The organism is Saccharothrix sp. NPDC042600 (genome assembly GCF_040647305.1).
GTDB classification, from domain to species: Bacteria; Actinomycetota; Actinomycetes; order Mycobacteriales; family Pseudonocardiaceae; genus Actinosynnema; species Actinosynnema mutabilis.
In genome coordinates this window covers 91,100-104,115 of sequence record NZ_JBEZBW010000016.1, presented here as the reverse complement: position 1 = coordinate 104,115, position 13,016 = coordinate 91,100, and the positions used below count along the sequence as shown (strand labels likewise).

The 13,016-nt window shown below is 74.0% G+C and carries 13 protein-coding genes and 1 riboswitch; of the genes, 3 read left to right on the top strand and 10 right to left on the bottom strand.

All coding sequences use genetic code 11. The features are described from left to right. The 5 genes from AB0A74_RS14130 to AB0A74_RS14110 form a co-directional block, all read right to left on the bottom strand. A complete protein-coding gene (locus AB0A74_RS14130; protein WP_358249341.1) occupies positions 1–1,038 on the bottom strand; it encodes a cobalt-precorrin-4/precorrin-4 C(11)-methyltransferase in 1,038 nt (345 codons plus the stop codon). 65 nt (positions 1,039–1,103) lie between these two features. Continuing rightward, positions 1,104–2,477 carry a cobyrinate a,c-diamide synthase gene (locus AB0A74_RS14125; RefSeq protein ID WP_358249339.1) on the bottom strand — a complete coding sequence of 458 codons (1,374 nt, stop codon included), beginning with the start codon at positions 2,475–2,477 and terminating at the stop codon, positions 1,104–1,106. After that, on the bottom strand, positions 2,474–3,088 hold the full coding sequence (gene cobO / locus AB0A74_RS14120; RefSeq protein WP_358249337.1) for a cob(I)yrinic acid a,c-diamide adenosyltransferase: 615 nt from the start codon (positions 3,086–3,088) through the stop codon (positions 2,474–2,476). The genes AB0A74_RS14125 and cobO overlap by 4 nt, the downstream gene beginning before the upstream one ends. A gap of 11 nt (positions 3,089–3,099) precedes the next feature. Further along, positions 3,100–5,226, bottom strand: a complete 2,127-nt coding sequence (locus tag AB0A74_RS14115; RefSeq protein ID WP_358249335.1) for a magnesium chelatase subunit D family protein — start codon at positions 5,224–5,226, stop codon at positions 3,100–3,102. A gap of 38 nt (positions 5,227–5,264) precedes the next feature. Beyond that, a riboswitch (cobalamin riboswitch) is annotated at positions 5,265–5,396 on the bottom strand. After that, positions 5,366–5,968, bottom strand: a complete 603-nt coding sequence (locus AB0A74_RS14110) for a TetR/AcrR family transcriptional regulator (protein WP_358249333.1) — start codon at positions 5,966–5,968, stop codon at positions 5,366–5,368. It overlaps the preceding riboswitch by 31 nt. Positions 5,969–6,064: 96 nt before the next feature. Between AB0A74_RS14110 and AB0A74_RS14105 the strand changes: the two genes are divergently transcribed. Continuing rightward, positions 6,065–6,970: a zinc-binding dehydrogenase gene (locus tag AB0A74_RS14105; RefSeq protein ID WP_358249331.1), complete on the top strand. Its 906-nt coding sequence runs from the start codon at positions 6,065–6,067 to the stop codon at positions 6,968–6,970. Here AB0A74_RS14105 and AB0A74_RS14100 read toward each other — a convergent pair. Continuing rightward, positions 6,890–8,251, bottom strand: a complete 1,362-nt coding sequence (locus AB0A74_RS14100; protein ID WP_358249329.1) for a cytochrome P450 — start codon at positions 8,249–8,251, stop codon at positions 6,890–6,892. The genes AB0A74_RS14105 and AB0A74_RS14100 overlap by 81 nt on opposite strands. Before the next feature lie 36 nt (positions 8,252–8,287). Here AB0A74_RS14100 and AB0A74_RS14095 point away from each other — a divergent pair, with 36 nt between their 5' ends. Then, complete coding sequence (locus AB0A74_RS14095; protein ID WP_358249327.1) at positions 8,288–9,478, top strand: 8-amino-7-oxononanoate synthase; 1,191 nt, start codon at positions 8,288–8,290, stop codon at positions 9,476–9,478. Here the strand turns inward: AB0A74_RS14095 and AB0A74_RS14090 are convergent. Then, entirely contained in the window at positions 9,432–9,884 is a 453-nt protein-coding gene (locus tag AB0A74_RS14090; protein ID WP_343934597.1) for a GNAT family N-acetyltransferase, read from the bottom strand. The genes AB0A74_RS14095 and AB0A74_RS14090 overlap by 47 nt on opposite strands. A gap of 20 nt (positions 9,885–9,904) precedes the next feature. Beyond that, the gene (locus AB0A74_RS14085; protein ID WP_358249325.1) at positions 9,905–10,624 is read right to left on the bottom strand and encodes a serine protease; all 720 of its coding nucleotides are present in this window, start codon (positions 10,622–10,624) and stop codon (positions 9,905–9,907) included. 166 nt (positions 10,625–10,790) lie between these two features. On the opposite strand from AB0A74_RS14085, the gene AB0A74_RS14080 reads away from it, so the two are divergent. Continuing rightward, positions 10,791–11,402 (top strand): LysE family translocator, encoded by a 612-nt coding sequence (locus AB0A74_RS14080; protein ID WP_358249323.1) that lies wholly within the window; start codon positions 10,791–10,793, stop codon positions 11,400–11,402. Here the strand turns inward: AB0A74_RS14080 and AB0A74_RS14075 are convergent, their stop codons facing one another. Both AB0A74_RS14075 and AB0A74_RS14070 read right to left on the bottom strand, forming a co-directional pair. After that, positions 11,403–12,140 (bottom strand): serine protease, encoded by a 738-nt coding sequence (locus AB0A74_RS14075; RefSeq protein WP_358249321.1) that lies wholly within the window; start codon positions 12,138–12,140, stop codon positions 11,403–11,405. A gap of 42 nt (positions 12,141–12,182) precedes the next feature. Then, a complete protein-coding gene (locus AB0A74_RS14070) occupies positions 12,183–12,944 on the bottom strand; it encodes a serine protease (RefSeq protein ID WP_358249319.1) in 762 nt (253 codons plus the stop codon). Between the last annotated feature and the right edge of the window lie 72 nt (positions 12,945–13,016).

Below are 13,016 nucleotides of genomic sequence, written 5' to 3'. Positions count from 1 at the left end.
TCAGTTGGCGCGTTTTGTCTTCTTGGTGGTGCGCGGCGCGGCCGGCTTGCGCGGGCGCGGCGTCGTGCTCGCCTGGACGGTCGCGGGCTTCTTCTTCGCCGCCGCGGCCACGGTCGCCTTGGGCTTCGGCGCTTCCTCGACGGCCGCGGATTCCTCTTGCGCCTCAACGGTTTCCGACACCAGCGCGAGCACCGGCTCGACCGGCTTCGCCTTCGCGGCGGGGCGGTTGGCGCGCGCGGTCTCCTGCCAGTCGTGCACCATCGACCACGCCGTGGCGGACGGCGACTCGCGGCGCTTGCCCCACTTGGCCGCGCGCGACCGCCGCACCGGCTCGTCGGAGGACCGCCGCGCCGACGCCTTCAGCACGTCACCCACCAGGAACAGCGTGGTGCGGTAGAGCTTGTGCTCCTTGACGCACGCCTCCAGCTCGCCCAACGTGGTCTGGGCGAGCGTCTCGTCGGGCAGGGAGACCTTGTACGCCACCACCACGGGCGTGTCGTCGGCGTAACCGCCCTCGCGCAACTGCTCCACGATCCGCGCCGTGCGCGCGCCGGACGCGGAGATCGCCAGGGTCGTGCCGTGGGCGGCGAAGTCCTTGAGGTGCTCGGCGCCCTCCGGCCCGGCCAGCACCAGCGACTGCGCCACGTCGGACGAGGTCAGCTCGCGCGCCACCGCCGCGCCCGCCGCCGACACGGCCGACACGCCGGGCACGACCTCGGTGGTCAGCCCGAGCCGCTGGCACGTCTCGTGCTGCTCGCGCAGGCCGCCCCACAGCGCCGGGTCGCCCGCGTGCAGGCGGACCACCTTGAGCTGCGCGGCCGACGCGCGCCGGTACACGTCCACGACCTCGGCCTCGGACACGCGGGAGAAGTCGACCAGCTCGGCGTCGGGGCGGGCGTGCTCGCGCACGCACTCGGCCTCCACGACGCTGGGCGCCCAGATCACGACGTCGGCCTCGGCTATGCGCTTCGCGCCCCGGAGGGTGATGAGATCGGCGGCACCGGGACCGGCGCCCACGAAGGAGACCCGACCAGTCATCACAACTGCTCCCCACGACGTGTTCGGCTTGGTGGGCAACGACCGTACCGCGCCCGGGCGATCCACTATCGAGTGGCCTCGACCCGGACCTGCTTCGTTTCGCAAGCCCGCACAAAGCGGGTGATCGCGTCAGGTGCTGATGCCGGGTGGGTGTGCAAGTAGGACGCGTGGACGCCGCCGAACACGTAACCCTCGGCCACCGGCTTGAGGTCGTGACCTCGCCACTGCCAGGCCGGTTTCGCGCCCGCCGGCACGCTCAACGTCGTCCGGTGGAACTCGTGCCCGGTGATCCGCGTGCCCGCGCGCGCCAGCACGGAGTCGTGGGGCGCGACGGCGTCCCGGTAGCCCAGGGTGAGCCGGGGCGTCATCGAGCCGTCCGCGTCCAGGACCCCGCACATCGGCACGCCGTCCAGCGACTTCGCCAGGTACAGCAGCCCGCCGCACTCCGCGTGCACGGGCGCGCCGGACCGGGCCAACGCCACCACGGCCGCCCGCAGGCCGGCGTTGGCCGACAGCTCGGCGGCGTGCTGCTCCGGGAACCCGCCGGGCAGCACCAGCCCCGACGTCCCCTCCGGCAGGTCTTCGTCCCGCAACGGGTCCACGGTCACCACGTCCGCGCCGGCCGCCCGCAGCAGCTCGACGTGCTCGGCGTACCCGAACGTGAACGCCGCCCCGCCCGCGACCGCCACGACGGGCGCGCCGGACACGGCCGCGACCTCCTCCGCCGGGTCCCACGCGGGCACCGCCAGCGCGGGCACCCCGGCCGCCAGCCGCCGCACCGCGGCCAGGTCCACGTGGGCCGCGACCGCCTCGGCCACGGCGTCCACGGCCTCGACCGCGGCCGACCCGTGCTCGGCGGCGGTGACCAGGCCCAGGTGGCGGGACGGCAGCGCGAACCGGTCGTCCCGGGGCAGCACGCCCAGCACCTCCAGCCCGACCTCGGCGCACGCGCCGCGCAGCACGTGCTCGTGCCGGGCGGACCCGACCTGGTTGAGCACCACCCCGCCCAGCCGCACGGTCGGGTCGTACCCCCGGAACCCGTGCAGCAGGGCGGCCAGGCTGCGGCTCTGGCCGCGCGCGTCCACCACGAACAGCACCGGCGCGGACAGCAGCTTGGCCACGTGGGCGGTGGAGCCGACGCCCTCGGTGTCCACCCGCCCGTCGAACAGGCCCATCACGCCCTCGACCACGGCGATGTCGCAGCCGCGCGACCCGTGGGCGAACAGCGACGCCACGCGGTGCTCGCCGACCATCACCGGGTCGAGGTTGCGGCCCGGTCGGCCGGTGGCCAGGCCGTGGTAGCCGGGGTCGATGTAGTCCGGCCCGACCTTGAAGGGGGCCACCCGGTCCCCCGCGCGGCGCAGCGCCGCCATCAGGCCGGTGGCCACGGTGGTCTTGCCGCTGCCCGACCCGGGCGCGGCGACCACCAGGCGGTTCACCACTCGATCCCCTTCTGGCCCTTCTGCCCCGCGTCCATCGGGTGCTTGACCTTGGTCATCTCCACCACCAGGTCGGCGGCGTCGACCAGGGCCTGCGGCGCGTACCGGCCGGTGATGACCACGTGCTGGTGGCCGGGCCGCTCGCGCAGCGCCGTGACCACCTCGTCCACGTCGATCCAGCCCCAGTGCAGCGGGTAGGTGAACTCGTCGAGCACGTAGAGGCCGTGCTGCTCGGTCGAGAGCCTCCGGGCGATCTCCCGCCAGCCCTCGCGCGCGGCGGCGGCGTGGTCCTCCTCGGTGCCCTGCTTGCGCGACCAGGACCAGCCCTCGCCCATCTTGTGCCACTCGACGGGCCCGCCCTCGCCGGTCTGCTCGTGCAACCGGCCCAGGGCGCGGAAGGCGTTCTCCTCGCCGACCTTCCACTTGGCCGACTTCACGAACTGGAAGACGCCGATCGACCAGCCCTGGTTCCACCCGCGCAGCGCGAGGCCGAAGGCGGCGGTGGACTTGCCCTTCATCTCCCCCGTGTGGAGGACGACCAGCGGTCGGTTGCGCCGCTGCCTGGTGGTGAGCCCGTCGGTGGGCACGACGGACGGCTGTCCCTGGGGCACTGCGGGCTCCTTTACGCGGCGCGTGCGGCGCGCACGACGCCGGCGACCTGGTCGGCGGACAGTTCTTCGAGGCGCAGGCACACCGCGTCCAGCGCCTGGGCGACGCGGGCGGCCAAGCCCAGCCGGACGTGGCCGGACTCGCAGTCCACGACCACGGCCGCCACCTCGTCGGCGGCCAGCAGGCCGGCGGCGCGCAGGGCGTCGCGCATCGGGTCGCCGCCGGTGCCCGTGGCGGTGGCGCGGCCGTCGGTGAGCAGGACCAGCAGCGGGCGGCGGCGCGGGTCGCGGACCCGTTCGGTCTGGAGCACCTTGCGCGCCCTCAGGAGCCCGTCCGCGAGGGGCGTCCGGCCGCCCGTGCGGAGCTGCCGCAGGCGGGCGGCGGCGGCGTCCACGGAGTTCGTCGGCGGGAGCGCGGTCTCGGCGCCGTTCCCGCGGAAGGTGATCACACCGACCTTGTCCCGCCGCTGGTAGGCGTCGCGCAGCAGCGAGATCACCGCGCCGCTGACCGCCGACATCCGCTGCCGGGCGGCCATCGAGCCGGACGCGTCGACCACGAACAGCACCAGGTTGCCCTCCTTGCCCTCGCGGACCGCCCGCCGCAGGTCGGCGCCGCGCAGCACCAGCCCGGGACCGCTGCGCCCGCGCGCGGCCTGGTGCGGCGCCGCCGCGCCCAGCGTGCCGACCAGGTGCAGCCCGCTGCCGTCCACAGTGGACGAACGGACGACCCGCCCGGTGCGAGCCCGTGCCCGCGACCTCTTGCCCGGCGCGCCTTCACCCACGCCCGGGACCTGGAGCAACCGCGTGCGGAACGACGGCGCCGGCGCGTGCGTGCGCTCGGCACCGGCACCGCGGCCGTCGGCGGCGGGCTGCTCGGGCGACGGGCCGCTCGCGTCGTCGGCCAGGTCGGGCGTGTCGCCGGGCAGACCACCGCCGTCCGGACCGTCGGGGTCGGGATCGGGGTCGGGTTCCGGTTCGGCGGCGTGCTCGGCACCCTGCTTCATCGCGTCTTCGAGCTGCTCTTCTTCGAGGCCGGGCTCGTCGAACGGGTCGCGGCGCTTGCGGTGCGGCAGCGCGAGCCGGACGGCGGCCTCGACGTCGGCCTCGGCGACCTCGTCCGCACCCCGCCAGGCGGCGTGGGCGACGGCGGTGCGCGCGACGACCAGGTCGGCCCGCATGCCGTCCACCTCGAAGGCCGCGCACACGGCGGCGATCCGGCGCAGCTCGGCGTCGGGCAGCACGACGGTGGACAGGCGGTCGCGGGCGGTGACGATCCGGGCGGCCAGCTCGGCGTCCTGCTCGGCCCACCGCGCGGCGAACCCGACCGGGTCGGCCTCGTACGCGAGGCGGCGGCGGATGACCTCGGTGCGGGTCGCGACGTCCCGGGCGGCCTTGACGGTGACGGTGAGGCCGAAGCGGTCCAGCAGCTGCGGGCGGAGTTCGCCCTCCTCGGGGTTCATCGTGCCGACCAGGAGGAAGGAGGCCGCGTGCGAGACGGAGACCCCTTCGCGCTCGACGTGGGCGCGGCCCATCGCGGCGGCGTCGAGCAGCAGGTCCACCAGGTGGTCGTGCAGGAGGTTGACCTCGTCCACGTAGAGAACGCCCCGGTGCGCGGCGGCGAGCAGCCCCGGCTGGTACGCGCGGACGCCCTCGGTCAACGCGCGTTCGAGGTCGAGGGACCCGATCAACCGGTCCTCGGTGGCCCCGACCGGGAGTTCGACCAACCGCGCCGGCCGCCGCTCGACACCACCGACACCACCGACCGCGCCGCCCGCGCCGACCGCGCCGCCCGAGACGCCCGGGACGCCCGAGACGCCCGGGACGCCCGAGACGCCCGGGACGCCCGGGACGCCCGAATTGTCGGTGGCGCGTGAGACGATCGAGACGGGGGCCGGAGGCCGCCCGTGCGGGCCGTCGGGGCACTCGGTCTCCACCGCCGGGTCGCACGCGAAGCGGCAGCCCGGCACCACGTCCAACTCCGGCAGCAGCGCCGCCAGCGCCCGGACCACGGTCGACTTCGCGGTCCCCTTCTCACCCCGCACCAGCACACCGCCGATCCCGGGGTGCACGGCGTTCAACAGCAGGGCCAAGCGGAGGTCGTCATGTCCGACGACGGCGGAAAAGGGGAAACGCGCGCCCATGCGGCGGTGTCCTTCCTCGGGTGTCCACGCCCGTGTCCGGTCGAGTGGTTCCGGGGGCCGAGTTCCTGACTCCCGGCGGAACTCCCCCGGTCACAGTGGCGGGACCGTGCCGGATTCGCACCGGCTTCCTCGCGCACCCCTACAGCGGAGGCATCGTCGCATCCCGGCCGGCGCCGACCAAGTCCCCGGTCAGCACGGCCCGCGCGAGCGCGATCACACCCAGCCGCACCTGCCCCACCGGCAGACCGACCCGGTGGACCAGGTGGTGGAGGTGTTCCCCGCGCAGGTTGGCCAGCAGCGCGTGCGCCAGGAAATCCGCGTCCTCGTACGGCCTGACCTGCGCGATCAACGCCGACAACCGGGCGTGCGTGAGGTCGAGGTTGGCGTCGCACCCGCTGCCCCGCGCCGACACCCGCTCCAACGCCCGGACCACCGGCAGGTTCGCCACCACGTGGTCGAACAGGGTGGCCACGAACGTGATCACCCTCTCGTCCGGCGGCCGGTCGGTGGCCGTCACGAGCACTTCGGACTCGGCCTTCCACGCTTCGGCGCTCTCCGCCACGACGGCCTGGATCAACCCCTCGCGGTCGCCGAACCGGCGGAACACCGTCCCCTTGCCGACGCCCGCCGCGACCGCCACGTCCTCCATGTTCACCTCGTCGAGCCCGCGTTCCCCGATCAGCCGCGACGCGGCGGCGAGGATCGCGGCCCGGTTGCGCGCGGCGTCGCGGCGTTCGGCCACGGGCACCTCCCACGACTTGACAGAACCGGACCGGCAGTCCGTATCGTAGCGAACAGCAAAGCGGACCGCCGGTCCGCTTCATCGAGGGGACGGCAGATGCGAGCGGTGCGGTTCAACGAGTTCGGCCCGGCGGACGTCCTGCGGGTCGTGGAGGTGCCCGACCCGGTGCCCGGCCCCGGCGAGGAACTCGTCCGCGTCACGGCGATCGGCGTGAACTACGGCGAGACGGTGATCCGCTCGGGCAAGGGCCGCAAGCTCTTCCCCTGGTACCCGGCGGCCCTCGACCCCACCGGTCAGCTCGGCAGCGAGGTCGTCGGCGTCACCGCGGACGGCCGCCGGATCATCGGCGTCCCGGCCGGTGACGGCTACGCCGAGCTGGCCGCCGTGCGCGACGGCGTCGAGGTGCCCGACCACGTCTCCGACCACGAGGCCCTCGCCCTGCTGCTCCAGGGCTCGACGGCGGTCCAGGCCGTCGAACGGGCCCGCGTCGCGCCGGGCGACCGGGTGCTGGTCGAGGCGGCCGGCGGCGGCGTCGGCGGTCTCCTGGTGCAGCTCGCCGCCCGCGCCGGGGCCACCGTGGTCGCCGCCGCGAGCAGCGCGGAGAAGCTGGCGCACGCCCGCGAGCTGGGCGCGCACGAGACCGTCGACTACAGCGCCGCGGGTTGGGCCGAGCGGGTCGGCGAGGTGGACGTGGTGTTCTCCTCCGTCGGCGGCCCGACCGCCCGGCAGTCGTTCGACCTGCTCCGCCCCGGCGCCGGCCGGCTGGTGGTGTTCGGCTTCGCCAGTGGCGAGCCGCTGGACGTGACCGCGTCGGACGTCTTCGCCAAGGGCGTCGCGCTGATCGGCCTGGGCAACCCGCTCACGCCGGACAACGTGCGCAAGGTGTTCGGGCTGGGCTTGCGGACGACCCTGGGCGAGGCGCTACCGCTGGCCGAGGCCGCCCGCGCCCACGAGGCCCTGGAGTCCCGCGCCACCACCGGCAAGCTGATCCTCGTCCCCTAGCTCGACGCGCACGCTCAGCGGCGCCCGGAACGACAGCAGCCCGAGCATCGGCGGCGGCTCCGCCGAGGCCAGGCGCAGGCGGGGGAACCGCGCGAAGGTCTCCCGCAGCACCACCTCCGCCTCCAGCCGGGCCAGGCCCGCGCCCAGGCAGAAGTGCCGGCCGAACCCGAACGCGAGGTGCTTGCGCGCGTTCGGCCGGGCCGGGCACAGCCGCTCCGGCTCGTCGAACACCTCCGGGTCGGACCCGGTGCCCGCGAGCATCAGCAGCAGCTGCGCGCCCTTCGGCACGGCCACGCCGGAGAGCGTCACGTCCCGCGCCGCCACCCGCCGCCACGTGTTGACCGGCGGGTCGCGGCGCAGCACCTCCTCGACGCACCGCTCAGCCATGCCGGGCTCGCCCAGCCGGTCCCAGAGGTCGCCGTGCCGCAGCACCGCGTCGAACACCGCGCACAGCAGCTGGGTCGTGGTCTCCTGGCCCGCGATCAGCAGGAAGTAGCAGAGCCCGGCGGCGTCGCGCACCGGCACCCCCGCGCGGCGCAGCGCGGCGAACAGGTCGTCGCCGGCGGGGTCGGCGGCCTTGATCCGCGCGGTGAGCCACTGGTGGAACTCGGCGGCGGGGCCGGCCAGCTCGTGCTGGCGCTCGACGGTCACGTCACCCCAGAACAGCTCCAGCGACGCCGTGCTCCACGCCTTGAGCTTGTCGACATCCACGTCCCGGATGCCCATGACCTCCAGCAGCACGATCGCCGGCAGGTCCCGCGCCAACGCGGGGTGCAGATCAACGGTTCCGCTCAATCCGCGAGGTCGCGTCGGTAGGCCGCGCCTGGTTTCGTGGCGATCACGCTTTTCGATCGACGCGAAACCAGGCGCGGCCTGCCGACTTTCCGGCGACCGAGCCGCCGTCTGCGGAGCAGCGGCAATCAAGCACCGCAAACGTTCGCGCGCCAGTTCGGCGATCCGGGGACGCATGGCGGCGACCCGCGAAGGTGTGAGGAAAGCGGCGACCAGCCTCCGCAGGCCCGTGTGCGTGTCGGTGCCGTTGTTGGCCAGGGTCGGCGGCAGGGAGAAGCCCGATCGGGCGAGGGTCCGCAGCACCGGCGACGGGATCGGCGTCACGGCCGTCAGCGCGTTGTCCGGGTGGAAGGTCCCCGGGTCCGCCAGCACCGCCTTGACGTCGGCGTACCGGCTGACCAGCCACAACCCGGTCCGCTCGTCGCGGTGGACCGGCGCGTCCACGCGCAGCGACCGCAGGTCGTCCCGCCCGAGCTGGAAGAGGTCCACGCGGGGACGGTAACCGTCGGATGCGACACTGCCGGCGTGAGTGTGAGCACAGGGGTGTCCGCGCCGGAGTCGGTGTTCGACTGGATCGACACGCGTGCCGAGGCGCGCGCGAAGGCGGGCCTGGCCCGTCGGGTGCGCCCGCGCCCGGCCGACTCGACCGACCTCGACCTCGCGTCCAACGACTACCTGGGCCTGGCCCGGGACAAGCGGGTCGCGGGCGCCGCCGCGGCGGCCTCGCTGCGCTGGGGCGCGGGCTCCACCGGCTCCCGCCTGGTCACCGGCTCCACCGAGCTGCACACCGAGCTGGAGTACGAGCTGGCCAACTTCTGCGGCACCCAGTCCGCGCTGGTGTTCTCCTCCGGCTACGCGGCCAACCTGGGCGTGCTCACCGCCCTGTCCGGCCCCGGCACGGCCATCGTCGCCGACCAGCACATCCACGCCTCGCTGATCGACGGGACCCGGCTGTCCAAGGCGGACGTCGTCGTCGCGGGCCACTGCGACGTGCCGAAGGTCGCGCACGCCCTGGCCACCCGCGGCAAGCGGCGCGCGCTGGTGGTGACCGACTCGGTCTTCTCCGTCGACGGCGACCTGGCCCCGCTGGCCGAGCTGGCCGCGACCTGCCGGGAGCACGGGTCGGCACTGGTCGTGGACGACGCGCACGGCCTGGGGGTGGTCGGCGACGGCGGGCGGGGCGCGGTGCACGCGGCCGGCCTGGCGAAAGCACCCGATGTGGTGACGACGGTGACGCTGTCCAAGTCGCTCGGCGCCATGGGCGGCGCGGTGCTCGGGCCCAGCCGGGTGATCAAGCACCTGGTGGACACCGCGCGCACGTTCATCTTCGACACCGGTCTGGCGCCCAGCAGCGCCGCCGCCGCCCTGGCCGCGCTGAAGGTGCTGCGCGAGGAGCCGGACCGGCCCGCGCGCGCCCTGGACGTGGCGCAGGACCTGGCGTTCCGCTTGAAGGACAAGGGGTTCCGGGTCAGCTCGCCGACCGCCGCCGTGGTGTCGGTGCAGGCGCCGTCGCCGGAGGCGGCCGTCGCGTGGGCCGAGGGGTGCCGGGCGCAGGGCGTCCTGGTCGGCTGCTTCCGGCCGCCGTCGGTGCCCGACCAGGTCTCGCGCATCCGGCTGACCGCCCGCGCCGACCTCACCGAGGCCGACGTCGAGCGCGCGGTGCGGGTGATCAGCGAGACCGGCGCATCCGCAGGTGCGGTATCCCGTCCTCGATGAACTCCGCGCCCTCGGGCCGGAACCCGAACGAGGCGTAGAAGTCGGCGACGTAGGTCTGGGCGTCCAGCACGCACTCGGTGGTCCCGACCTCGACCAGCGCCGCCTCCACCAGCCGCCGGCTGAACCCGAGGCCGCGCGCGGCGCGGGCCGTGCAGACCCGGCCGATGCGGTAGGTGCCGCCCGGCTCCTCCAGCAGCCTCAGGTAGGCCTGCGGCACGCCGTCGACCTCCAGCCAGAAGTGCCGGGTGGCGGGTTCGAGGTCACGACCGTCGAGGTCGGCGTACACGCAGTTCTGCTCGACCACGAACACGTCGTTGCGCAGCTTGAGCAGGTGGTAGACCTCCGCCGCGGTCAGGTCGGCGGACCACTTGCGGCGCAGGGTGGCCGGGAACGGTTGCGAACGCACCCCGGATTGGTACCACAGTCTCAGATCCGGTCGAGGTACCGGCTCACCCTGGTGTAGGCGCCGGGCAGCCCGGCCCGCGCGCACCCCTTGCCGTAGGAGACGATCCCGACCAGCGCGCCGCGCACGGTCATCGGCCCGCCGGAGTCGCCCTCGCAGGCGTCCTTGCCGCCCTCGGGGTAGCCGGCGCACAGCATCGTGTCGGCCCGGAAGCCCTCCAACGCCCTCGCGCACGTCTGGTCGCTCAGCACCGGCAGGTCCACCTCGCGCAGCGTGGCGCTGGGCGGGGCCAACTCGGCGGTGCGGCCCCACCCGTACACGGTGGCCACGTCGCCCGGCCCGGCCTCGCCCAGCGGGACCGGCCGGTACGGCAGCCGCTGGACCAGGGTGAGCGTGGCGATGTCGTCGCCCTGGGCCGCGGTCTCGAAGTCCGGGTGCCGCCACACCGAGGCCACCCGCACCTCCCGCCCCTCGGAGCCGTCCAGGTCGCGCCGGCCCGCGACCACCCGCAGGTCGCCCACCAGCCGCTCCCGGGTGCCCAGGGCCGACCGCTCGACCGTGCAGTGCGCGGCGGTGAGCACCTTGTCCGGCGCGATCAACGCGCCCCCGCAGAAGAACTGCCCGTACCGGTCGTACAGCGCGACCACCCACGGCTGGTCGGCGGCCTCCCGCCCGCCCACGACAGCGGCGGCCGGCGTGGCGACGAGGACGAGCACGGCGAAGACCAGCGCAGTGATCCGCATGGAGCACCCCTCTACGACAGGTGGCCGAATGCGCACTGACAGTAGCGGCCCGGCTCGCCGGGTATCAAATCCGGAAAATTTGTTGTTAGGATCCCGTAGAGCCGAAGATTCCACGGCGCGTGAGGCAGATCACGCGCATCTGTCCGGCCGTTGAGGGAGGGGAAACATGCACCTGGACTTCACCCAGCTACCGGCGTTCCTGATCGCGTGCGCGGTGGTCGTGCTGACGCCGGGCGTGGACGCCTTCCTCCTGCTCCGGACGTCCCTGCGCGCCGGGACGAAGGCCGGCCTGTGGGCGCTGGCCGGCATCCACACCGCCGCCGCCGTGCAGGTGCTGCTGGTGATCTCCGGCCTCGGCGTGGTGATCGCGCAGTACCCGCCGGTGCTCACCGCGCTGCGCTGGATCGGCGCGGCCTACCTGCTCTACCTGGCGGTGACCATCGCGCGCAGCCTCATCCGCCGGGTGGGCGTCGAGGACGACGGCGAGGTCGCGTCGGTCCGCCCGTTCCGCCAGGGGTTCCTGACCAACATCACCAACCCGAAGATGCTGCTGTTCTCGCTGGCCTTCCTGCCCCAGTTCATCGGGACGGGCAGCCCGACGGCGCAGCTCGCGCTGCTGGCGGTGGTCTTCCTGGGCCTGGCGGCGCTGTGGGAGCTGCTCATCGTGCTGGCGGCGAGCCGGATGGCGACCCGGTTGGGCCGCCCCGGCGTGACCACGGCGCTGGACGCGGTGTGCGCGGCGGTCTTCTTCGCGATGTCGGTCGGCCTGGTCGTCTGATCAGTCGGTCACGTAGAACTTGACCCGCGTGTACATGCCCGGCTTGCCCGGCCTCGCGCAACCCTCGCCCCACGAGACGAGGCCGGCGAGCTTGCCGTTCACGACCAACGGACCGCCCGAGTCGCCCTGGCACGAGTCCTTGCCGCCCCCCGGGAAGCCGGCGCAGAACATCGTGAGCTTGTCGTACTGCTTGTACGCCTTCTTGCAGTCCATGTTGGACAAGATCGGCACGTCCACCTCGCGCAGGTCGTCACTGGACTGGCCACCCTCGGTGGTGCGACCCCACCCGAGCACGGTGCCCAGCGTGCCGGGCCGGTAGAGGACGTCCGCCGCCTCGGGCAGCTCGACCGGCCGGTACCGGTCCGTGAGCGGCCGTTCGGTGGTGATCCAGGCGATGTCGTCGCCCTCTTCCGCCTGCTGGTAGTCCTCGTGCTGCCTGATGTGCATCACCCGGGAGACCACGCCCTCGCTCGTGGTCATGTCCAGGCGGCCGATCACGACCTTGATGTCTTCGGGGCTGGTGTCGACCACGCAATGCGCCGCCGTCATGACCTGGTGGGGCCCGATCAGCGCGCCGCCGCAGAACTGCCGGCCGCCGGCGGTCGTGAGGGCCACGACGAACGGGTAGTCATCGACGTCCTCCACGACGGTGCCGCCGACGATCCTCGGGTCCTCGGTCGCGACGGCGGACGGGGCGAACGTCACCAGTGCCAGCAGCACGGCCATGAAAGTCCTCATGCCCAGCACTGAAATGAGTCGCCCCGGCCACCGCCACTCACGTCACTCGGAGGTGTTTCCCCCGGTCAGGGCGATCTGGTCGGACAGCAGGTCGTGGTAGGTCACCACGCGCGAGTAGATGCCGTACTTGCCCGGCCGGGCGCAGCCCTCGCCCCACGACGTGATGCCGATCAGGACCTCCCCGACCACGAGCGGGCCGCCGGAGTCGCCCTGGCAGGTGTCCCTGCCGCCTTCCTCGTAACCGGCGCACACCATCGACTCGGCGTCGTACTGGAAGTACGCGCTCCCGCAGTCCTCGTCGGACACCACGGGCAGGGTCACGCCGAGCAGGTAGCGCGAGGCCGGGGACTGCTCGGAGGTCCGGCCCCAGCCCAGCCCGAACGCCTTCGTCCCGGCCGCGTACGGGGCGGCGCTGTCGGCCAGTCGCGCCGGCCGCGCGGTCACCTGCTCGCGCAGGGTCAGCACGGCCACGTCGTCGCCGCGGTCGGCGCTGATGTAGTCCGGGTGCGTCCAGATCGTGGCGAGCCGGACGACCCGGCCCGCGTCGCTCTGCTTGTCCTCGCGGCCGACGACGACCCGGGTGGAGCGCGGGGAGCGGCCGGCGACGCAGTGGGCCGCGGTGACCACCTTGGTCGGCGCGACGAGCGTCCCGCCGCAGAACTGGTTGCCGCTCGCGTCCGCGATGAACACGACCCACGGGTGGTCGGCGATCTTCACCCGGTCACCGCCGACGACTCTCGGGTCCGCCGCCGCCGAACCCCCGAACAGCACCGCCAACACCGCCACGAGCGCACCCAGCCGCACAAGGCCTCCTCTGATCGGCAACACCCGTCCGAGGCTAGCCAGAACGGCCGCGTGCGCTACGCCAATCAGCGG